Here is a 19,698-nt window from a genome sequence, read left to right as displayed (position 1 = left end):
GCATGGATTCACTGATTGCCGCCTCCGCCCGCGCACTGGCCGCCGGCGATGCGCTCGGTGCCCTCAAGCGCGTTGCCCTGCGCGACGACCCGCCGGCTCTGGCTTTGCGCGGCATCGCCATGGCCCAGCTTGGCGAGCACCCGCGCGCCCGCGAGCTCCTGAAACGCGCCGCACGCGGCTTTGGCGTGCATGAAGAATTGGCGCGCGCACGCTGCGTTGTGGCAGAAGCCGAGGTAGCGATGGCCATGCGCGACTTTGGCGGCTCACCACGCGCACTGGCAGCGGCAGCGGCCACGCTGGAGGCGCACGCCGACACAGCCAATACGCTGCAGGCGTGGCTCATCACCGCACGACGGCTGTTGCTGCTGGGTCGGCTTGATGAGGCCTCTGTGGCGCTGACGAAGCTGGATGCGCGCGGCTTGCCGCCTTCGCTGCGGGCCGTGGCTGAACTGACTGCTGCCGAACTAGCGCTGCGCTCGCTGCGCGTCGGCGACGCGCGGATGGCGCTGGCGCGTGCGCATGCAGCGGCCGAACGTGCGCAGGTGCCGGCGCTCATGGCCGAAGTCACCGAAGCGCGCGCTGCGCTTGACCGGCCCGCCGCCCGGCGCCTCACCGCCGGCGGCGAGCAGGCGCTGCGCCTCGATGAGGTTGCGGCACTCCTGGCTTCGGACGCGCTGGTGGTCGACGCCTGCCGCCGTGGGCTGGGGGCCGGAGACCAGTGGCGGCCGCTGGCGCGGCGGCCGGTGTTGTTCTCGCTGGCACGTTCACTCGCCGAAGCATGGCCTGGTGATGTGAGCCGCGAAGCGCTGATCGAATCCGCCTTTCGCACCAGGCGCCCTGACGAGACGCACAGGGCGCGCCTGAGGGTCGAAATCGGCCGCCTGCGAGCGTTGGTCAAAACACTCGCAAGCATCGAAGCCACCGAGCGGGGCTTCATCCTGAAGCCGCGTGGTGAACGCGATGTGGCTGTGCTGGCACCGCCCATTGATGGCGAGCAGGCCTCGCTGGTGGCGCTGCTGTCTGACGGCGCGGCTTGGTCCACTTCGGCACTGGCGCTGGCCGTCGGGGCAAGCCAGCGCACCGTGCAGCGGGCGCTGGCCGATCTGGAAGCCGGTGGGCGGGTGCGCTCCATGGGCCGGGCACGGGCTCAGCGCTGGCTGGCGCCGCCGCTGGCCGGATTCACGACGATCTTGTTACTCCCTGCTTCGCTGCCGATTGGATAGAGTTGTCTCCATGGCGCCGATGGACGGTGCATTAAGGAGCAACGATGAGCAGCAAGACCCTCACGGCAAAACCCGAACCCAAGGCGCGTCCCGCCGAGATCGTGCGCGAATACAGCTTCCCCGGCGTCAACGACGTCGCCGGTGTCACGCATGATGGCCAGCGCGTCTGGGCCGCCACCGGCGCAAAAATCGTTGCTTTCGACCCCGCCAGTGGCGAGCAAACGCGCACGCTGGAATGCGCCGGTGACGCCGGTACCGCCTTCGACGGCAAACACCTCTACCAGATCGCCGAGACGCGTATCGACAAGATCGACCCGGCCACGGGCAAAGTGGTGGCCACCATCCCGGCGCCCGGCAGTGGCAGCGACTCGGGCCTGACCTGGGCCGAAGGCAGCCTGTGGGTGGGCCAGTACCGCGACCGCAAGATCCACCAGGTTGACCCGAAGACTGGCGCCATCCAGCGCACGATTGAATCGAACCGCTTCGTCACTGGCGTGACGTGGGTGGACGGCGAACTCTGGCACGGCACCTGGGAGGGCGATGACAGCGAGATCCGCCGCATCGACCCGAAGAGCGGCGCCGTGCTCGAGCGGCTGGAAATGCCGAAAGGCACCGGCGTCAGCGGACTGGAGTCCGACGGCGCAGACCTCTTCTATGCGGGCGGCGGCAAGAGCGGAAAAGTCCGAGCCGTTCGGCGGCCCAAAGCAGCAAAAGCCGCATAGAACCCAGCGCAGGCCCCCCTGCGCTGACAACCCCATTCGGTCACAAAGACCGATAACGAGCGCACCTGTTACCAGCACGGGTCGGGCAGCGCATTGACCCACGCAACGCAAACCCAAGCAAACGGCTCACCGAGCCAAGGAGAAAACCATGAAGCTTTACTACAGCCCGTCCGCCTGTTCTTTGTCGCCGCACATCGTGGCCAATGAGTTAGGCCTCGCCATCGAACTCGTGAAGGTCGACGTGGTCGCCAAGCGCACCGAGCACGGCGAAGACTTTCTCGCCATCAACCCCAAAGGCCTGGTGCCCGTGCTCCAGCTGGACGACGGCACCGTACTGACGGAAGGCCCCGCCGTTGTGCAGTACCTTGCCGACCTCAAGCCTGAGGCGCAGCTGGCACCCGCCAGCGGCAGCATGGCGCGCTATCGCCTGCAGGAGATGCTGGGGTACATCAATTCAGAACTGCACCAAGGCTACATGCCGCTGTTCAACCCAGCCTGCAGCGATGAGGTTCGCAGCGCGCGCATGGCCCACCTGCACAAACACTATCGCCTGCTGGAAGCCACGCTGGGCCGCACACCGTTCCTGTTGGGCGACCGTTTCACGGTGACCGATGCCTATTTGTTTGTGGTCACGCGCTGGGCGGAGTTCGTCAAGCTGGACCTGTCGGCCTTTCCCAGGCTGCTGGCGTTCCAGGCGCGAATCGCTGCCCGGCCTGCCGTGCAGGCCGCCATGCACCGCGAACAACCGGCAAGCGCCTGAGCGCGGACTACCCATCCACCCACCCGTTTAACCCAGGAGAACACCATGAATACCACCATGACCGAAACATCCGCCATGAAGCACTCCGTTGTGTCCAGAGACAAATGGCTGGCCGAGCGCAAGACGCTGCTGGCCCAGGAGAAAGAACTGACACGCCTGCGCGACCGGATAGCCGGCGAGCGCCGTGCGCTTCCCTGGGTCCGTATCGAGAAAAACTACATCTTCGACACGCCCGAAGGCAAACGCTCGCTTGCCGACCTGTTCGAAGGGCGCCGCCAGCTGATGGTGCAGCACTTCATGTTCGGCCCGGGCTGGGAGCAGGGCTGCCCGAGCTGCTCTTACATGGCAGACCACACCGCCGGCATGCAGATCCACCTGGAGAACCGCGACGTGAGTTTTGTGGCCGTCTCGCGCGCCACGCTGCCCGAGATCGAGCGTTTTCGCCGCCGCATGGGCTGGAACTTCAAGTGGGTTTCTTCGAACAGCAGCGACTTCAACTACGACTTTCACGTGAGCTTCAAGCCCGAGGAAAGGGTCAACGGCACCGTCAACTACAACTACGGCATGACCGAATTCCCGGCCGAGGAAGCGCCCGGCATCAGCCTGTTCTACAAGGATGACGCAGGCCAGGTTTTCCACACCTACTCGACCTACGGGCGCGGTGTGGAGGTAATGATGGGCACCTACAACATGCTGGACCTCACGCCCAAGGGCCGGGACGAGCATGACGGGTTTTACAAGATGGACTGGGTGCGCCACCACGACCGCTACGAAACTGCGTCCGCATTCACGCCCGCGCCCGAAGCCGATTCGTGCTGCAGCACCAAGGCCTGAGCAGTCCGCGACCGGCGCGCACATCATGTCAAGCTTTTGGCCGTGGCTTGTGGTGGCAGGGGTCGGCGCCCTTCATGGGCTGAACCCCGCCACCGGCTGGGCGCTGGCTGCCGCCTGGGGCGTGCGTGCACGCGACCGGTCGCAGGCGCTGCGGGCGCTGGTGCCTATTGCAGCCGGGCACACCGCATCGATCGCGCTGGTGGCCGGCGCGGTGGCAGGGGGCGTGGCGCTGGATCGCTTCACCTTGCAGGTCCTGGCAGGCGGCCTGCTGGCCGCCTTCGCCGTGGTTCACCTGTCGGGCCGCGCACCCAGGGCGGCGCGCGCGCCGGCGGGGCATGCCGGGCTGGCGCTCTGGTCTTTCATGATGTCCACCGCGCACGGCGCCGGCTTGATGCTGGTGCCGGCCCTGATTCCATTGTGCGCAGGGGAGGCATCGGTCGCAGGGTTAACCGGATCAGGACCGCTGGCGCTGGCCCTCGCGGCGGTAAGCGTTCATACCGCCGCGATGCTTGCCGTTGCCGGTCTGGTTGCCACCGGGGTTTGCCATGGTGTTGATGCCGGTGCCCGTGTGATCAACGCTCGCAAGCGGGTACGGCCTCCGGCGCAGCGCTGATGGTGATGTGGCTGCGCGAAGCGCTGGCCAGGATCCGCAGGCTGCCATGGCCGAGGTAGTTGCTGCTTCCACTGTCTGGGTGTTGTTTGATTTTTGCTATCTTTTCTATAGCTGCTCGCGCAGATTCCTATTGGGCTTGAACGCGATTTGATGCCCGAAACAGGCAAAAAAACGGCAGTTTTTGAGCGTTTCGATGTTTTTTCCTCTGCCCAAGCGTCTTTTTGGGTGCCTTGAGAGCCCGTTTTTAAGGGTAATTTAGCTCGTTGAGGCAATGTGGATGGGCGCGAGCAGCTATCAAAACAATAGCGATTTCACGGCGCCTCGTGCAGCCATTGCGCCCGCTGGCAGCTTGATCCGCAGGCGCTATTTCCTGGCCGCATTCCGCTTGCGGGTGGCGGCAGCCTTTTTGGCAGAAGCTGACCGCTCTTGCGCCGTGCGGGAGGCTGCTGCTGCGCCGCCAAGGCGCCCGCCTTTTCGGGACGGTGCATGGTTTTCGGCCTTGCCGCGGCCCGAGCCCGACTTTTTGCCGCCGCCGGTTTCCTTGTTGACGGTGGCCCAGGCGCGGCGCTCGGCTTCTTCCTTGCCGACGCCGCGGTCTTCGTAGCCTTCTTCAATGTGTTCAGCCTTGCGCTTTTGCTTGTCGCTGTAGGCAGATTTGTCGCCTCTGGGCATGTCGGTTCTCCTTGGCTGGGTTTTCTTCGCCGTGATCGCTGTGATGGCGAGAGCTTGAAAATACTGCACCGGGGCAGGGCGCTTCGCGCGCGGCATTCCCGAAAAAAGGTCGGTGATCTCCTACACGGCGCGGCGCTTCGCTGCCGGTCTCAAGAAGGCGCGGCGTTCAGTTCATCCATCAGCCACTGCGCAAACTGCTGCGTCTCCGGGGCGGCATTGGGCGCAAGGCCAAAATAGTGGCGACCCAGCGCCATCCGCAATTCCGGCAAGGGGCTTATCAACCGTCCCGCCGCCATGTCATGGGTAATTTGCGATACCGGCGCCAAGGCAAAACCCAACCCGTCGACGGCGGCCTGAAGCACAAAGTGCAAATGATCAAATTGCAGGCAACTGGCTGGATTCAACTCTGGCGCGTTCACCTGCTTTTTCCAGTTCTCCCAATCGTGGCTGCGCGATTTGGATAACAGCAAGACATGGGACGCCAAAGAGTGCGGGCCGGTGACGGGGCGGCTGGCAAACAATGCGGGCGACCCAACAACAAGAACTTCGTCCTCCAGAAATGGATGAATCTGCATCGCCGGCGGCCACCCCCTGGTGCTCCGCCGGATGGCCAGATCGAACTCATCTACCGCTTTGTCCGGCGGCAAGGTGCTGGTCATCACCTGCGGTTCGATGTCAGGGTGCTTCGCCACGAACGCTGACAACCTTGGAATCAGCCAGCGCACCGCGAACGTGGGCCGGACGTTGATCTTGACGGCGCGCAATGGCGTTCCACCCCTGAGTGATTCGGCGGCTGCGCCAATCTGCTCGAGTGCGGGGCCCACTTGCGTATGGAACTGATGGCCGGCTGCCGTCAGAAGAACTTGCCGTGTTTTTCGCTCGAACAGGTCCACGCCGAGATAGGTTTCTAGCACCTTGATCTGGCGGCTGATGGCGCCGTGCGTTACATGCAATTCCAGGGCAGCCCGGCTGAAACTCTGATGGCGCGCCGCCGCAGCGAAAGCGCGGACCGCGTTCAACGGGGGCAGGCGAGGCAACATGCGTGCAATTTTCTCACACGTGCCGCGCACTAATATCGTTTGTCGGGAGAGGCGGCCCTGCGCACCATACAAGCCATGCAACAGATCACGGCTTCTGCTTCCGACCGCAACTCGCGCCATGCCGCCATGGTGCTCGGGCTCTCACTTCCGGGGGACACGGTGCTCTACCTGCTCCTGCCGATGTTCGCTCCTGCGTTTGGCGTCACCTTGCCCGAAGCGGGCATTCTCCTGGCCGCTAACCGCCTGGTGCGCATTGCGGGCTACGCAGCGGTGGCAAGGTTTTACGCCCGCAACGGTGAACGGCTCACCTGCTCACTGGCGGCGCTGGCGGCCGCGGTGTGCGCATTGGGCTACGCGATGCTGACCGGGTTCGTCGCCCTGTTGTTCTTGCGGCTCTTGTGGGGCCTGGCCTTCGCCGCCCTGAACCTGGCCACCCAGGCATTGGCCACCGCCGAACCGGCGGGCGCTGCGCGTCGGGCAGGGCGGTCCCGCGCATTCACGGCACTGGGGCCCATGCTTGCCCTTCCTTTGGGCGGCGTGTGCGCGCTTTGGTTTGGCCCCAAAGTTATTTTTTTCCTGTTCGCGGCTGTTGCGTTGAGTGCCTTGCTGGTCGCGCGGCAGATGCCAACCGGCGCGCATGCTGAGCCGGCACCACGAAAAACAGGAATCAGGCTTCCGGGCGGGCTGGACATCTTTTCCTTCACGGAAGGCCTGGTGCTGGACGGCCTCTTCATCATCGGCCTGTCTTATCTGGGCCGTGACCTGTTGCCCGGCAACCCGGTCATCGTGGCCGGGCTTCTGCTGTCGGTCCGCTACCTGGCGGAAATTGTCTTGAGTTCTGCCGGCGGACACATGGCTGAAAAGCATGGCGTCGAAGTTCTTCTGGTGACCTTCTCCGTGCTCACTTCTGTTGCCCTGGTGGGCTTTGGTTTCGGCTGGCTGTGGACTTGCGCACTTGCCATTGTGGTTTTGCGTGCCTTGCTGTTGCCGCTGCTGCCGCCGCTGGTTGCACTGCGCACGCCGGGGCCCGGACGCATACAGGCTCTCGCCACACGCTCGGTCTGGCGCGACATGGGCGCCGGCGCAGGCCCGGTGCTGGCCGGCCTGTTGTTGCCCATCGTGCCCTCCGCATGGATTTACGGCGTTGCTGCACTTCTTCTTTCGGTCACCGCCATGGCCTGCCTGAGGCAGCGCAGCAACTGAGCGCGCATCCGATACCACTTTTTTCATTCCCTCTTCTTTTGGAGATTTTCACTTGGACATTCACCACACACTCATCAATTGCGCCGGGGGCACGGTCGCGTTACCAGTCAGCCCGATGAACCATCGAAGCGATGGCGGACATTTGCTGGTCAATCCGCCCCGGCCGGTGTGGGAAAGAAGTGAACTGACCCCCGATGAACTGGCGCTATGGGCCTGCCTGGTCGCAGCCACCGCAAGAGCCATGCTGGAAACACTGCCCCAGCTCGCCGGAGGGTGCCTGAACTACTGGGAGGCCGGTAACAACGCGCTCAACGAACTGGCGCATCCACCCGGACCAAAAACCCCCCAGCTTCACCGGAAAATGCATCTGCATATCTTCGGAAGAAGCCCAAAAGCGAGTCACCCCGATTGGCAATGGGGCGAACCACCGCAGTTTCCAAAATTTGCTTCATCCAAAACCTGGGCGGCTCAGTTCAGCCGTCTGGAGCTGGACGAATGCGAAGCCATAACAATGAGGCTCGAAGTGCTGTTGGCAACCAGGTATGCGGTGGGCTCTTAGCCGCGCTGCGCAGGCGGCCGACGCGTGCCCGCCACACGCCGCGAATTTCTTCCCGTGTCACACAACTGCCATTGAACTGACACGAACGCGTCACCCCCGGCTCCCAGAATCACGCCATGACCAGCATGACGGAGCACCCGATGAATGACGGACAGGCGCAGGGCCCCAGCCGCACCTTGAGCAGCGGCATCCAGGACTTCAACAAGCAGTGCCTGCGCATCCTGCGCTGCACCGCACAAGCCCTGGCGAACAGCCCTGGCGGCTTGCGTTTCAAGGCGGGCACCCGGCCCTGGCTTGAGGGTCTTTCGAATGCGCGGCCGATGCTGGCCGCCGGTTTGGGGCGACGTGACAAGGTGGTTTCGCTGACCGCCGGTGATTGAGAGTCAAAGCCCCTTTTTTGGGGCTTTTTTACAGCGCGATTTGAAGTTGCCGAAGTTGTTGAGACACCAGGAAACAAGGAGTTAGCCATGAAAGAACTGCCCAATCCCACCTTTGCATTGTCGCCAGTCGCAATGCCACGGGGGTCACTTCATCAAAGCGGTCATGCTGTCATTCCCGCCGTTGTTCAAAGGCCTGCCGTGGGGAAAATCACGGTCAGCTGGGCCCGGCACCAGGACGAGGTCCGGCAGGCACAGCGCCTGAGGTACCAGGTCTTTGCGCTCGAAATGGGTGCCAACCTTTCCAAGGTGCTGCCCGGCCACGACGTCGACCTGTTTGACGACTATTGCGAACACCTGCTGGTGCGTGATGCCGACAGCCAGGAAGTCATAGGCACCTACCGCGTGCTGACGCCGACCCAGGCAAAGCGCGTGGGCAGCACCTACAGCGACACGGAATTTGACCTGACCCGCCTGCGCTCCCTGCGCGAGCGCATGGTCGAGCTGGGCCGCAGCTGCGTGCATGCCGACCACCGCCACGGCGGCGTCATCCTGGCGCTGTGGGGTGCGCTAGCTGAATTCATGGCGCGCAACCAGCTGGACACGATGATCGGCTGCGCCAGCATCCCGATGCAGCACAACGGTGTCTCCAGCGGCCACGCCGCCGCCAGCATCTGGCGCCAGGTGCGCCAAACGCATCTGGCACCCATTGAATACCGCGTGACGCCGCGTCTGGCGCTGCCGGTGGAGCGACTGGACGACACGCTGGACGTGGAGCCGCCCGCGCTGATCAAGGGCTATTTGCGCCTGGGTGCCAAGGTGCTGGGCGCACCGGCCTGGGACCCGGACTTCAACTCGGCCGACCTGCCCATGATGATGCGCATCGCCGACCTGCCGCCGCGCTACCTCAAGCATTTCTCCGGTAAGCCTGTGTCGGGCAGCCCTTCGGAGGCCTGATGCGCAGCATGTTTGACGCCATGGGCGCGCTGGCTTCGTCTGGGAACGGCTTCAGCGGGAACGGCGACGACCATGATGACGACGACTCGCTGCGCAAGCGCTACCGCACCATCTTCATTTCAGACATCCACCTGGGCACGCCCGGCTGCCAGGCGGTCGCGCTGCTGGATTTTTTGAAGGCCCACCCGAGCGACAACCTGTACCTCGTGGGCGACATCGTCGACGGCTGGCAGCTGCGCCGCCGCTGGTACTGGCCGCAGTCGCACAACGACGTGGTGCAAAAACTGCTGCGCCGCGCCCGCAAAGGCTGCCGCGTGGTCTATGTGCCGGGCAACCATGATGAGTTTGCGCGTGAATTTATTGGCAACCAGTTCGGCGGCATCGAGGTGATCGATGAAGCCGTGCACACCACCGCCGACGGCCGGCAGCTGTGGATCATCCACGGCGACTACTTCGACGCCGTGGTGCAGTGCGCCAAATGGCTGGCCTACGTGGGCGACAACCTCTATGAATTCACACTCAAACTCAACCGCCACCTCAACAGCCTGCGCGCCCGTTTGGGGCTGCCGTACTGGTCGCTGTCGGCTTACCTGAAGCAAAAGGTCAAGAGCGCGCTCAATTACGTCACCGACTTTGAAGAGGCCGTGGCCAATGAAGCCCGCCGCCGCGGCCACCAGGGCGTGGTCTGCGGGCACATCCACCGCGCCGAGATGCGCGACATCAACGGCGTGCTGTACTGCAACGACGGCGACTGGGTGGAAAGCCGCACCGCGCTCGTGGAAAACTTCGACGGCACCCTCGAGCTGGTGCACTGGGCGCCCGCGCATGAAACGCAGGGCCGCGGGCATGTAGCTTCCACGGTGACCGCATGAGGGTCGCTCTTGTAACGGACGCCTGGCAACCGCAGGTCAATGGCGTGGTCACCACCCTGGTGGAGTTGGTGCGTGAACTGCAGGAGTTGGGGCACCAGGTGGAAGTGATCCAGCCTGGCCTCTTCAAGACGCGGCCTTGCCCGGGTTATGCCGGTATTGACCTGGCGGTGCGCCCCAAGCGCGGCCTGACCGAAAAGCTCGATGCCTTTGCGCCTGAGGCCATCCACATTGCCACCGAAGGCCCGCTGGGCTGGGCTGCGCGCAGCTATTGCCTCAAGCGCGGCCTGAAGTTCACCACCGCATTTCACACCAAGTTCCCCGAGATCCTTCATGCGGCATTGAAGATTCCGCTGTCCTGGGGTTATGCGCTGTTCCGCCATTTCCACAGGCCCTCGTCGGGCGTGATGGTGCCTACCCATGGCGTGCTGCGCATGCTGGAGCAGCGGGGCTTTCAGAACCTGCGCAGCTGGACGCACGGCGTGGACACGGAGCTTTTCGGCTTTGAGCCGCAAGCGCGGCTGTACCCGCCCATGGGGACGGTGGTGCGGCCGGTGTCGTTGTTTGTGGGCCGGGTGTCGTATGAGAAAAACATCGAGGCTTTCCTCAAGCTGGACATTCCGGGGACCAAGGTGGTCTGCGGGGTAGGGCCCCTGGAGGCAACGCTCAAGGAGCGTTATCCGCAGGTCCGCTGGATGGGTGTTCTGCCCCGGGATGAGCTGGCCAAGGTCTACGCGGCGGCCGATGTGTTTGCCTTTCCCAGCCGGTCGGAAACTTTTGGCCTGGTGATGCTCGAAGCCATGGCAGTCGGCACACCGGTAGCCGCCTACCCGGTCGATGGCCCGCTGGAGGTGCTTGGAAAGCCCGATGGAAGCTGTCACGGCGGTGTCATGCATGAAGATTTGCAACAGGCTTGTTACAGCGCATTGGCTGTGCCGCGCCATGAAGCCCGTTTGCGCGCGCTGGACTTCAGCTGGGCCCATGCGGCGCAGCTTTTCGAGTCGTTCCTCGTAACCGCCGGGCACAACAACGCCATGAGCGGTACTTGCCAGCCTTTTCAGGCGGGTGCACCATCAGTCAAAAGTACTGTCACGCCATTGTCATGAAACACGTCAACACTGTGACTTGTTGTTAATGACAAAGACCACTCTTGTTGATGCCCACTTCACCCGCCTCGGTGGCAGCCGCTGCGCCACCCGTCCAGTTCCTGGACCGCGACCACAGCATTCTTGCCTTCAATGAGCGGGTGCTGGACTGGGCCAGGCGCCCGGACGTGCCGCTGCTGGAACGGCTGAGGTTTCTCTGCATTGTCTCGTCCAACCTGGACGAGTTCTTTGAAGTCCGGACCGCGCCCCACCTGACGGCGGCGCAGGCCAATGAACAAAAAGCGCTGTATTCGGTGCAGTCTTTCGCCGCACTTTCTGCGGCAGCCCACGACATGGTGGCGCGCCAGTATTCGCTCTACAACGACGAGCTGCTGCCGGCCTTTGAGCGGCAGGGCATACGCATCGTCTCGCACGGCGAGCGCAATGCGGCCCAGCGGCGCTGGGTGAAAGCATATTTCGAAAGGGAAGTGCGGCCGTTGTTGATTCCAGTCGGGCTGGACCCTTCGCATCCGTTCCCGCAGGTGGCCAACAAGTCGCTCAACTTCATCGTGCGGCTGGGCGGTCATGACGCCTTTGGGCGCGACAACGACATTGCCATCGTCAAGGTGCCGCGCGTGTTGCCGCGGCTGATTCATATGCCTTCGCACGGCAAGGACAAGAGCCGGCTGTTCGTGTCGCTTTCCAGCGTGATCCGGGCACACCTGGCCGAGTTGTTTGCCGGCCGCGAAGTGGGGCAGTTCTCGCAATTCCGCGTCACCCGGCATTCTGACCTGGCCGTGGATGAAGACGACGTCAAGAACCTGCGCACCGCCTTGCGCCAGGGCCTGGAGCAACGCCATTACGGGCAGGCTGTTCGGCTGGAGGTTTCTGCGGGCTGTTCGGAATACCTGGCCAGCTTCCTGCTCAGGCAATTCAACTTGCCGACGCAGTCCCTGTACCGGGTGCACGGCCCCGTCAACCTGGTGCGGCTGACGCAACTGGTGGACCTGGTCAATGACCCCAAACTGCTCTTCCCCGGCTACAGCGCGTGTTACCCCACCCAGTTGCAGCCCGGCCAGTCGTTCTTTGAGCGGCTCAAGGAAGGCGACGTTTCCATTCACCAGCCTTTTGAAAGTTTTGACGGCGTGCTCGTCTTCCTGCGCGAGGCGGTTAACGACCCGCAAGTGCTGGCGATCAAGCAGACCATTTACCGCACAGGCACCGACTCGGAGCTGATGGTGCTGTTGCGCGAAGCGGTGCGCCGCGGCAAGGAAGTGACGGTGGTGGTGGAGCTCAAGGCGCGCTTCGATGAAGAGGCCAACATCAACTGGGCGGAAATGCTGGAGTCGATAGGTGCGCAGGTGGTGTACGGCGTGGTGGGCCTGAAAACCCACGCCAAGATGCTGCTGGTGACGCGGCGCGAAGGCAAACACCTGGTGCGCTATGCCCATCTTTCCACCGGCAACTACAACCCGCGCACGGCCCGCCTTTACACCGACCTGAGCTACCTGACGGCCGACCCCTTGACGACGGCCGACATTGACAACGTGTTCGTGCACCTGGCCAGCCAGAGCCGCCTGCCCAAGCTGCACCATTTGCTGCTGGCGCCGTTCCAGCTGCACCGCAAGCTGATCGAGAAAATCGATTCGCTGGGCGAAGCCGCCCTGCAGGGCAACGACACCCGCATCGTGGCCAAGATGAACGCGCTGACCGACGAAGACCTGATGCAGGCGCTGGTGAGGGCGGGGCAGCGCGGCGTGAAGATCGACCTGATTGTGCGCGGCGCCTGCATGCTGCCGGCCCAAGTACCGGGTGTGACGGACAACATCCGCGTGCGCTCCATCATCGGCCGCTTCCTCGAGCATTCACGGGTGTTTTATTTCCGCTGTGCTGAAGAGGAAACCTTGTTGCTTTCCAGCGCCGACTGGATGAACCGCAACATGTTGCGCCGGGTTGAACTGGCCTGGCCTGTGACCGACCCCGTTCTGCGCCAGCGCATCATCGACGAGTGCCTGGTGGCCTACCTGCATGACGGGCGCGACGCCTGGGATCTGCAGCCTGACGGCACTTACCTGCGCGTGAACCCGCAGGGCGATGCCCCGCGCCACGGTGCGCAAGCGGCCTTGATGGCACGCTATTCGGCTCCCCATCACCAGGAAAAATAACATGGACCTGATCCTGTGGCGCCATGCAGAGGCAGAAGACTGGCCCGAGGGTGACCCGCAGGGCGGAAGCGATCTTGAGCGCTCACTGACGTCAAGGGGCGAGAAGCAGGCGGCCCGCATGGCCAATTGGCTGGACCGTCAGTTGCCCGAAGGCGCGCGCATTTTCGTTAGCCCGGCACGGCGCTGTGAGCAGACCGCGCTGGCGTTGGGACGCAAATACAAAATCCGTAGTGAGCTGGCGCCCGACGCCACGGTTGAACAGCTGCTGGAACTGGTGCAATGGCCGTCGGCCAGGTCGCCGATTCTGGTGGTGGGCCACCAGCCCAACCTGGGGCAGGCCATCGCGCAGCTGCTCAGCTTGCAGGAAAGCGAATGCCCGGTCAAGAAGGGTGCGCTTTGGTGGCTTCGCAGCCGCGACCGGGATGGCCTCAACCAGACCGTCGTGGTGACCGTGCAGTCGCCTGAAGTTCTCTGAAACAGCAGCACACTCAAAGCCTGCCCGCGGACAAAAAACGGACCCAATACAGGTAAGTTTTCCCGGTGCCAAGGCTATAGTGCAAATACCGCCGTTCCAGGGCCTGATCCAGTTTCTATGTCCAGATTAGATCGCAACCGCCAGGTTATGCCGCAGGTTTTGCGGCATACATTACGTTAAGCAATCCTTTTGATTCGCCAGTTCTAAGGAATTCGATGCATGCTCTAGGCGCTATATTGCTGGTCATTGCGGGCGCCATTTGGGTGATAGGGGGCCAAATTGTCGTGGGTCGGTGTCACAAGCGGTACGGGAAAGAGTTGACGTACAGGCAGTACAAATTGCCCTGGTCTATTTTCAATTCAGAAGAGTGGAAATTGACTGCAATTCTTGCAATTGCTTCGCTTTCTTTGGGAGGACTTGGTGCGACATTTGTGCAGTGGTAAAAGGACGAGTTTGTTTAACACAACGCTGGACGCTGTCACGCAAGCGTGCCGGTCAGCTCGGCGTTAAACCATATGTCCTTTTGTTCATCTTGCGGAGAGGTCATTGGAACCAATGCCACAAGCTGCCATCAGTGCGGCGCTGGGGTTGGAACTATTCGGGGATGGATGCCTCTTGGCTCGCCTCCTCCGTCTGAACTCACTTTTAGGCCGTCATTCGTTGGAAGCATTTGCCGTTGGGCTCGTTGGGTTGGCTCTGGTCGCGGCTTTCTTGCTTTTTGGCAGTTGAAACACTATGCATGCTCCTTTCCTGTTGATCACCGTTCGGCATGCAAGTGAAAGCGGTATGGTTGCCTCGGCATGCAGCAGGTTTCCTCCGTCGGCCCAAAGGCGATCGCCTTCGGCGTCACCTGGCCTCCAACGTTAGGCGCCGAAAGGCGGACCCATGCTGCTGCTCAAGTCGCTCGTAGCCTGGGTGCTCATACTGTGCCTGGCAGTGGCAAATGGCGCTTTGCGAGAGGCGGTTCTCATTCCTTCTCTTGGCAGGGCCGGCGGTTTGGTTCTGAGCGGTGTATTGCTTTGCGTGTGCGTGGCGCTGGTCGCCTATGTCCTTGTTCGCATTGAGCAAGGAATCTTGGTCAAGCAAAGTGCGTTTGTAGGCGTTCTTTGGTTGTGCCTGACACTGGCCTTCGAGTTCGGCTTCGGGCGTTACATCCAGCACAAGCCTTGGCCTGAGTTGCTCGCCGCGTATACGTTCAAAGGCGGTAACCTCTGGCCTGTCGTCCTTCTCGTCACTCTTCTGGCGCCATACTGGGCAACGCTCGCTCACGCAAGGTCGAGGCATGCAAAGAGCGGTGCCTAACCCCTCCGTCGAGCGGACGTCTTCCGGCAAGCTTCGCTTGCCTCCAGCCGCCGCTCATAGCAAACGTTAGACCTCAGAACCCAACTACTGGCTCGAACACATGTCAACCCAACAGCACCGCGTAACGCCTGTATCGCTTCCTCCAGAGTCGGCAGTTACCAGAGCCTACGCATCGACGAATCTCGCAGATGCCTACTCGATCGAGCTTCCACCCGGAGCGTCGACCAATCCCGAACTGCTGGCGAGGTTCATCTTTTCCCATCAGGCACCGTGGGTTGGTACCCTCATGTCGGTCCGGGATGCGGTCGTCGGCAGGGTCGGCCTCAAAACCGCCAGGCAACTCACTTCACTTGAAGCGGAGGGCGAAACAGGCCGTCTTGGCATCTTCAAGATCTACGGCACAAGCCCGACCGAAGTTGTCTTTGGAGAAGACGACAAGCACCTGGACTTCAGGCTTTCTGTCCTCTGCTCCAGTCAGCCGTTGCCGGGAGGCAAACGCCACCTGACTTTATCAACCGTGGTCCATTGCCACAACCGCCTGGGTCGTCTCTATATTCTTGTCATCGCCCCGTTCCACCGCTTGGTCGTTCAATCCAGTCTTCGTCGTGCTGCCCGAATCGGCTGGCCGCCGGCAGCGGAGGCGTAAACCAGATTCCCGGTCGCCACGTGTAGCCCGCTGAGGGCCCCCCCTCATCGAGGGGACGTCCGCAAGCAAGCTTCGCATGCTTGCGGCCACCGCTCGTGTCAAACGTTAGTTGGCATGAAAGCTGGGAGCTCCTGCAGTTCCTTTGCGTGGCTTAAGAACCAAGCGTAGGCCGGCCGGTCTTGATGGCGGGGACCTGCTCCAGCGCCGTCAGGAAGGCGGCGTCGGACAGGGTGGCCAGCAGCTTGATGCCCGCGCGCAGCAGTTCGCTTTTCTTGGCGGGGCGGGTCAGTTTGGCGGCGCGTTGCTTCAGGTCGTCAAGCACCACGTATTCGGTTTTCGGAATGGTGAAGCTGTCGCGAACCAGTTTGGGCTTTTTGGTTTTTTCCGGCTTTGCGGTTTTGGCGGGTTTGGCGCTGGCTTGTGGTTTTGCCGCAGGCTTTTTGGCGCCGGCCTTTTTCACGATGGCTTTCTTGACCGTGCCTTTGCCGGCCGGGGCCTTGGCAGGAGGCGATTTTTTCGGGGCGGGCTTGGCGGCGGTTTTCACGGGTGCCTTGGGCGTTGCGGCCGGTTTAGGTGCCGGTGCGGCGGGTTTTGCAGTTGCTTTTTTGCGGGTTGCCATGGATTGATCCTTTTTTGGTGAGCGGTCGAATAAACCGTATATATAGTTTATACGGTTTGTTTAAAAACCGTCAAGGCCTGGTCTGGCGTGGCAGAAGGAGGGTGCTCAGGGGCCGGGCACAACCAGCGTCCACGGCGTTTTTTGCCACGCCAGGACTTCTTCCTGCAGCAGATGGGCCGATTGCGGGAAGGCCTGCGCCCAGCCGGCGCGGCAGTTCAGTACAAAAATCTTTCCGGGCTCGGCGCTGCTTTCGAGCTGGAGGCCTTTGAGGTCAGGGTCGCGCCGGGCGTGGCAGAGGATGACGGCCAGGCGCAGGCACAGCAGTTGCTGGATGAACACGCGGTCTTCGAAATTGACTTCAAGCTTGCGCAGCTTGCCGCGGTGGCCCAGCACCAGAAGGCTCAGGCGATGCAGTTCGGGCAGGGCAAAGCCCGGCGCGTCGGCGTTGTCCAGGATGTAGGCGCCATGCTTGTGATAGTCGCTGTGCGAGATCTGGCTGCCGATCTCGTGCAGCTCTGCGGCCCATTCCAGCTTGCGCTGGAAGCGGGCAGATTCCGCAGCGGGCATGCCCTTGCCGGCCATGACGAACAACTGCCTGGCGACTTTGCTGACGCGTTGGGCCTGTGCGTTGTCGGTATTGAATTTGCTGGCCAGGCGCTGCACGGTGGTAGAGCGCAAATCGGTCAAATCCTGCTCACGGTCCACCAGGTCATAGAGCACACCATGGCGCAAGGCGCCTTGTGCGGCTTCCATTTGCGCGATGCCCAGGAGATCGAACACGGCCCTCAGCACGCTCACACCGCCGCCTATGACGGCGCGCCTGTCGTCTTTCATGCCGTCGAGCTTGAGGCGGTCGGCGCTTTGCGCCTTGAGCAGCCGGTCCAGCAGCCAGTCGAGGCCTTCTTGCGTGACCATGCCCGCGGGCCAGCCCGAGGCTGTCAGTACGTCGCTAACGGCGCCAATCGTGCCGGAAGACCCATAGGCGGTGTCCCACGCATCGGCGCGGTAGATATTGACGGCTTCGTCAAGCACCGCCTTGGCGGCGACCTCTGCCGTCTGGAAGGCGCGCGGGGTGAACTGCCCGTCGGGGAAATACTTCATCGACCATGCCACGCTGCCGACGCGATAAGACTCCATGGTCCTCGCGTCCAGCCCCTTGCCGAGGATCATTTCGGTGGAGCGCCCGCCGATGTCCACCACCAGCCGGCGTTCATCGGACTGGGGCAGGAGGTGGGCAACACCCTGATAAATCAGGCGGGCTTCTTCGCGGCCCGGGATGACGTCAATGGCAAAGCCGAGGATTTTGTGGGCGCGCGCGAGGAACTCTTCGCGATTGCGTGCTTCACGCAGGGTCTGGGTGGCAACGGCGCGAACCTGGTACTTCTTGAAGCCGGCCAACCGTTCACCGAAGCGCGCCAGGCAGTCCCAGCCGCGCTGCATGGCTTCCGGGGTCAGGTTTCGGTCGGCGTCCAGCCCGTTGCCCTGGCGAACGGTTTCCTTGAGGTATTCGGTGCGGTGAATCTGGCCAGCATCAAAGCGGCCGATTTCCAGCCGAAAGCTGTTGGACCCGAGGTCTACAGCGGCGAGCAGCGTTCCATTTTGCATACCTGAGTTTAAGCTCCCAATATAGCCATCGCGCGGGACTCTCATCAGCATTTCTGGGTGCCTAGCCGATCAACCGGCCGTCGACGGTCATCATGCTTTGCGTGACGTAGGTGCCGCTTCTGCGCTGGGGATTGAAGCTGATGCTGAATCCGCCCACATCGAACTTTGTGCGGCGCTGAAAGGCGGCCAGAACGCTCTGGCGGTTCAGGGGGCCGTCGACGTCATTGAGCACTTCGTAGGTGTAGCGTGCTGCAATGAATCCTGCCAGGCTCAGCGGCGTGGGCGGCTCGTCGAAGAGGCGCGAAAGCGTTTCACGGTAGCTTCTGACCACCGGAAGGCTGGCATTGACCAGGGGTACCGGCTGGGTGGCGATGACCGGCGTGTTGCGCGCCGCGCCCATCTGCAGCATGGTTTGCAGGTTCACATCGGCCAACGCCACGACATAGCGCTGGCGGGCCTGCTTTTCCAGGCCCTGGGTGAATTCGGCGAGCTCCGGCGTTCCGCCCACAAAAAGCAGCACTGCGGGTGTACGGGGCGTGAGTTTCTGGCCCAGCGCGCGCAGGTCGTCTGTTGCCTTGAAGGGCTGCAGCTTCAGTTGCATGTCCAGGGCAATGCGCTCGACATCCGAGTGATAGGCCGCGTGATCCTGTGCTGTGGCGTAAATCGCACCCAGCTCCTTGAGGCCCATGGTTGAAAGGCTTTTGAGCGCATAGGCAATCTGTTCCTGGCGCGCGGCGAAGATGGGAAAGGTCTTGTCGTCGATCTCGAGGCTGGAGTTTTGCAGCCACGGGGCGGCGTGGGGGATGCCCAGCCCGCCCTGGCGGGACAGCGCCACGATCTGGCTGGCAACCTGGTCGCCGACACTGCCGGAAAGCACCATGCAGGCGGAGTTGTCCTTGACCGAGTCCAGTGCCGTGCGCAGGCTTGCGGGGGTGCCGTCCGTTTCAAGTGCCAGATGCTGGACCTGCCTGCCGCGGACGCCGCCGCGCAGGTTGATGTCCTGCCAGGCGGCGCGTGAGCCGATCAGGAAGTCCTTGGAGACATCCTGCTGGGCCTGGGAAAAATCAACCGGCTGGGCCACGACGATGCTGCGCGATGAAGCGCCCTTGCCGGGCTGGGCCCAGGCTGGGCTCGCAATTGCTGCGGCAACCAGGCCGGCGCGGCGAAGCAGCCGGCGGCGACTAACTAAAGGCATTTGAGCTGGCATGGATGTTCCCCGGTGCGAGGCGACTTGCCGTGCACGGATTGCTACTAAAACAATAGCTGCTTGCGCAGGCTCGATAAGGTCTGGAGCACGAAATTGCACAAATTCAATAAAAAACGGGTCAAACCTTCCGGCTTGACCCGTTCCAGCACCCGTGGGCTTATTTGGCGGGCGGAATCAGCACGCTGTCCACAATGTGAACAACGCCATTGGTGGCGGAAATGTCGGCGGTCTGGACCATGGCGTCCTCGATGGTGACGAATTCGCCGGCCTTGGAGAGCGCCACATTGGCGCCGTTGACGGTTTTGGCGTTGCCGTTTTTGACGTCAGCTGCCATCACCTTGCCGGGAACGAGGTGGTAGGCCAGAACCGCCTTGAGTTTGGCCGGGTCTTTGGCGAGCTCGTCCATGGTTTTGGCCGGCACTTTGGCGAAAGCCGCGTTGGTGGGCGCGAATACGGTGTAAGGGCCGGTGCCCTTGAGTGTGTCGGTCAGCCCGGCTTTGGCTACCAGGCCATTGAGGGTGCTGAGCTGCGATTGGGTGGCAATCGTGTCTGCCACGGACACCGGGGTGGAGGTGGTGGCGCAGCCGGCGAGGGCGGCAACAGCGGTAGCGAGGACCAGAAAGCGGCGGTTCAACATGAAAGATTCTCCTGATTAATCCTGATTAAGACGAGGCCAAGGGTAGGAGAGCCCGATGACAGATTCGTGACGGTAATTTGAAGGTTTTGTGACGCTATAGAGGGGCGGCAGCCCGCCGGGAGGCTGTC

Annotated in this window: 21 protein-coding genes; 15 read left to right on the top strand and 6 right to left on the bottom strand. The window is 62.6% G+C overall.

The genetic code is table 11. The annotated features are described in order from the left end of the window. The first annotated feature begins 2 nt into the window (after positions 1 to 2). The 5 genes from AC1DWQ_RS18360 to AC1DWQ_RS18340 all read left to right on the top strand — a co-directional run bounded on the left by AC1DWQ_RS18360 (position 3) and on the right by AC1DWQ_RS18340 (position 4,152). A complete protein-coding gene (locus AC1DWQ_RS18360; RefSeq protein ID WP_477670909.1) occupies positions 3 to 1,223 on the top strand; it encodes a helix-turn-helix domain-containing protein in 1,221 nt (406 codons plus the stop codon). 44 nt (positions 1,224 to 1,267) lie between these two features. Next, positions 1,268 to 1,945, top strand: a complete 678-nt coding sequence (locus AC1DWQ_RS18355) for a Vgb family protein (protein ID WP_477670908.1) — start codon at positions 1,268 to 1,270, stop codon at positions 1,943 to 1,945. 148 nt (positions 1,946 to 2,093) lie between these two features. Next, positions 2,094 to 2,705 carry a glutathione transferase GstA gene (gene gstA, locus AC1DWQ_RS18350; RefSeq protein WP_477670907.1) on the top strand — a complete coding sequence of 204 codons (612 nt, stop codon included), beginning with the start codon at positions 2,094 to 2,096 and terminating at the stop codon, positions 2,703 to 2,705. Between the two features lie 45 nt (positions 2,706 to 2,750). Continuing rightward, a complete protein-coding gene (locus tag AC1DWQ_RS18345) occupies positions 2,751 to 3,539 on the top strand; it encodes a DUF899 domain-containing protein (RefSeq protein ID WP_477670906.1) in 789 nt (262 codons plus the stop codon). Between the two features lie 25 nt (positions 3,540 to 3,564). Next, positions 3,565 to 4,152, top strand: coding sequence for a hypothetical protein (locus tag AC1DWQ_RS18340; RefSeq protein ID WP_477670905.1), 588 nt, complete (start codon positions 3,565 to 3,567; stop codon positions 4,150 to 4,152). Between the two features lie 363 nt (positions 4,153 to 4,515). On the opposite strand, the gene AC1DWQ_RS18335 is transcribed toward AC1DWQ_RS18340, so the two are convergent. Both AC1DWQ_RS18335 and AC1DWQ_RS18330 read right to left on the bottom strand, forming a co-directional pair. Next, on the bottom strand, positions 4,516 to 4,824 hold the full coding sequence (locus AC1DWQ_RS18335; protein ID WP_477670904.1) for a plasmid stabilization protein: 309 nt from the start codon (positions 4,822 to 4,824) through the stop codon (positions 4,516 to 4,518). A gap of 149 nt (positions 4,825 to 4,973) precedes the next feature. Next, positions 4,974 to 5,864, bottom strand: a complete 891-nt coding sequence (locus AC1DWQ_RS18330) for a LysR substrate-binding domain-containing protein (RefSeq protein ID WP_477670903.1) — start codon at positions 5,862 to 5,864, stop codon at positions 4,974 to 4,976. Positions 5,865 to 5,939: 75 nt separating this feature from the next. Between AC1DWQ_RS18330 and AC1DWQ_RS18325 the strand changes: the two genes are divergently transcribed. The 10 genes from AC1DWQ_RS18325 (at position 5,940) to AC1DWQ_RS18280 (ending at position 15,502) form a co-directional block, all read left to right on the top strand. Beyond that, positions 5,940 to 7,067 (top strand): MFS transporter, encoded by a 1,128-nt coding sequence (locus AC1DWQ_RS18325; protein ID WP_477670902.1) that lies wholly within the window; start codon positions 5,940 to 5,942, stop codon positions 7,065 to 7,067. 52 nt (positions 7,068 to 7,119) lie between these two features. Then, positions 7,120 to 7,626 (top strand): hypothetical protein, encoded by a 507-nt coding sequence (locus AC1DWQ_RS18320; protein ID WP_477670901.1) that lies wholly within the window; start codon positions 7,120 to 7,122, stop codon positions 7,624 to 7,626. Positions 7,627 to 7,742: 116 nt separating this feature from the next. Continuing rightward, the gene (locus tag AC1DWQ_RS18315; protein WP_477667213.1) at positions 7,743 to 8,006 is read left to right on the top strand and encodes a hypothetical protein; all 264 of its coding nucleotides are present in this window, start codon (positions 7,743 to 7,745) and stop codon (positions 8,004 to 8,006) included. Positions 8,007 to 8,093: 87 nt separating this feature from the next. Then, positions 8,094 to 8,960, top strand: coding sequence for a GNAT family N-acetyltransferase (locus tag AC1DWQ_RS18310; protein ID WP_477670900.1), 867 nt, complete (start codon positions 8,094 to 8,096; stop codon positions 8,958 to 8,960). Beyond that, positions 8,960 to 9,832: a UDP-2,3-diacylglucosamine diphosphatase gene (locus AC1DWQ_RS18305; protein ID WP_477670899.1), complete on the top strand. Its 873-nt coding sequence runs from the start codon at positions 8,960 to 8,962 to the stop codon at positions 9,830 to 9,832. Before AC1DWQ_RS18310 ends, AC1DWQ_RS18305 begins: the two co-directional genes overlap by 1 nt. Further along, complete coding sequence (locus tag AC1DWQ_RS18300; RefSeq protein ID WP_477670898.1) at positions 9,829 to 10,935, top strand: glycosyltransferase family 4 protein; 1,107 nt, start codon at positions 9,829 to 9,831, stop codon at positions 10,933 to 10,935. Before AC1DWQ_RS18305 ends, AC1DWQ_RS18300 begins: the two co-directional genes overlap by 4 nt. Positions 10,936 to 10,985: 50 nt before the next feature. Then, positions 10,986 to 13,079: a polyphosphate kinase 1 gene (gene ppk1, locus AC1DWQ_RS18295; RefSeq protein ID WP_477670897.1), complete on the top strand. Its 2,094-nt coding sequence runs from the start codon at positions 10,986 to 10,988 to the stop codon at positions 13,077 to 13,079. 1 nt (position 13,080) lies between these two features. Further along, positions 13,081 to 13,554 (top strand): SixA phosphatase family protein, encoded by a 474-nt coding sequence (locus AC1DWQ_RS18290; protein ID WP_477670896.1) that lies wholly within the window; start codon positions 13,081 to 13,083, stop codon positions 13,552 to 13,554. Positions 13,555 to 14,439: 885 nt separating this feature from the next. Next, positions 14,440 to 14,856 (top strand): hypothetical protein, encoded by a 417-nt coding sequence (locus AC1DWQ_RS18285; protein ID WP_477670895.1) that lies wholly within the window; start codon positions 14,440 to 14,442, stop codon positions 14,854 to 14,856. A 100-nt stretch (positions 14,857 to 14,956) separates the two neighbouring features. Then, positions 14,957 to 15,502: a DUF2867 domain-containing protein gene (locus AC1DWQ_RS18280; RefSeq protein WP_477670894.1), complete on the top strand. Its 546-nt coding sequence runs from the start codon at positions 14,957 to 14,959 to the stop codon at positions 15,500 to 15,502. 151 nt (positions 15,503 to 15,653) lie between these two features. Here AC1DWQ_RS18280 and AC1DWQ_RS18275 read toward each other — a convergent pair whose 3' ends face one another. The 4 genes from AC1DWQ_RS18275 to AC1DWQ_RS18260 all read right to left on the bottom strand — a co-directional run bounded on the left by AC1DWQ_RS18275 (position 15,654) and on the right by AC1DWQ_RS18260 (position 19,570). Next, on the bottom strand, positions 15,654 to 16,121 hold the full coding sequence (locus AC1DWQ_RS18275; RefSeq protein ID WP_477670893.1) for a hypothetical protein: 468 nt from the start codon (positions 16,119 to 16,121) through the stop codon (positions 15,654 to 15,656). Positions 16,122 to 16,226: 105 nt separating this feature from the next. After that, positions 16,227 to 17,726, bottom strand: coding sequence for an exopolyphosphatase (gene ppx / locus AC1DWQ_RS18270; protein ID WP_477670892.1), 1,500 nt, complete (start codon positions 17,724 to 17,726; stop codon positions 16,227 to 16,229). A gap of 61 nt (positions 17,727 to 17,787) precedes the next feature. Further along, on the bottom strand, positions 17,788 to 18,921 hold the full coding sequence (locus AC1DWQ_RS18265) for an ABC transporter substrate-binding protein (RefSeq protein WP_477670891.1): 1,134 nt from the start codon (positions 18,919 to 18,921) through the stop codon (positions 17,788 to 17,790). Positions 18,922 to 19,090: 169 nt separating this feature from the next. Further along, a complete protein-coding gene (locus AC1DWQ_RS18260) occupies positions 19,091 to 19,570 on the bottom strand; it encodes a fasciclin domain-containing protein (protein ID WP_477670890.1) in 480 nt (159 codons plus the stop codon). Positions 19,571 to 19,698 lie beyond the last annotated feature (128 nt).

It is taken from the genome of Polaromonas sp. P2_G11 (genome assembly GCF_056403595.1).
Note: the sequence above shows the minus strand (reverse complement) of the source record. Positions and strands in the feature narration are given on the sequence as shown.

Excerpts from the sequence above, each read along its gene's own strand:
- AC1DWQ_RS18335 (WP_477670904.1), bottom strand. The coding sequence starts at position 4,824 with ATGCCCAGAGGCGACAAATCTGCCTACAGCGACAAGCAAAAGCGCAAG.
- AC1DWQ_RS18310 (WP_477670900.1), top strand. The coding sequence starts at position 8,094 with ATGAAAGAACTGCCCAATCCCACCTTTGCATTGTCGCCAGTCGCAATG.
- gstA (WP_477670907.1), top strand. The coding sequence starts at position 2,094 with ATGAAGCTTTACTACAGCCCGTCCGCCTGTTCTTTGTCGCCGCACATC.
- AC1DWQ_RS18265 (WP_477670891.1), bottom strand. The coding sequence starts at position 18,921 with ATGCCTTTAGTTAGTCGCCGCCGGCTGCTTCGCCGCGCCGGCCTGGTT.
- AC1DWQ_RS18340 (WP_477670905.1), top strand. The coding sequence starts at position 3,565 with ATGTCAAGCTTTTGGCCGTGGCTTGTGGTGGCAGGGGTCGGCGCCCTT.
- AC1DWQ_RS18290 (WP_477670896.1), top strand. The coding sequence starts at position 13,081 with ATGGACCTGATCCTGTGGCGCCATGCAGAGGCAGAAGACTGGCCCGAG.
- AC1DWQ_RS18260 (WP_477670890.1), bottom strand. The coding sequence starts at position 19,570 with ATGTTGAACCGCCGCTTTCTGGTCCTCGCTACCGCTGTTGCCGCCCTC.
- AC1DWQ_RS18285 (WP_477670895.1), top strand. The coding sequence starts at position 14,440 with ATGCTGCTGCTCAAGTCGCTCGTAGCCTGGGTGCTCATACTGTGCCTG.
- ppx (WP_477670892.1), bottom strand. The coding sequence starts at position 17,726 with ATGCAAAATGGAACGCTGCTCGCCGCTGTAGACCTCGGGTCCAACAGC.
- AC1DWQ_RS18355 (WP_477670908.1), top strand. The coding sequence starts at position 1,268 with ATGAGCAGCAAGACCCTCACGGCAAAACCCGAACCCAAGGCGCGTCCC.
- AC1DWQ_RS18360 (WP_477670909.1), top strand. The coding sequence starts at position 3 with ATGGATTCACTGATTGCCGCCTCCGCCCGCGCACTGGCCGCCGGCGAT.
- AC1DWQ_RS18300 (WP_477670898.1), top strand. The coding sequence starts at position 9,829 with ATGAGGGTCGCTCTTGTAACGGACGCCTGGCAACCGCAGGTCAATGGC.
- AC1DWQ_RS18325 (WP_477670902.1), top strand. The coding sequence starts at position 5,940 with ATGCAACAGATCACGGCTTCTGCTTCCGACCGCAACTCGCGCCATGCC.
- AC1DWQ_RS18330 (WP_477670903.1), bottom strand. The coding sequence starts at position 5,864 with ATGTTGCCTCGCCTGCCCCCGTTGAACGCGGTCCGCGCTTTCGCTGCG.
- AC1DWQ_RS18315 (WP_477667213.1), top strand. The coding sequence starts at position 7,743 with ATGACCAGCATGACGGAGCACCCGATGAATGACGGACAGGCGCAGGGC.
- AC1DWQ_RS18275 (WP_477670893.1), bottom strand. The coding sequence starts at position 16,121 with ATGGCAACCCGCAAAAAAGCAACTGCAAAACCCGCCGCACCGGCACCT.
- AC1DWQ_RS18305 (WP_477670899.1), top strand. The coding sequence starts at position 8,960 with ATGCGCAGCATGTTTGACGCCATGGGCGCGCTGGCTTCGTCTGGGAAC.
- ppk1 (WP_477670897.1), top strand. The coding sequence starts at position 10,986 with ATGCCCACTTCACCCGCCTCGGTGGCAGCCGCTGCGCCACCCGTCCAG.
- AC1DWQ_RS18280 (WP_477670894.1), top strand. The coding sequence starts at position 14,957 with ATGTCAACCCAACAGCACCGCGTAACGCCTGTATCGCTTCCTCCAGAG.
- AC1DWQ_RS18345 (WP_477670906.1), top strand. The coding sequence starts at position 2,751 with ATGAATACCACCATGACCGAAACATCCGCCATGAAGCACTCCGTTGTG.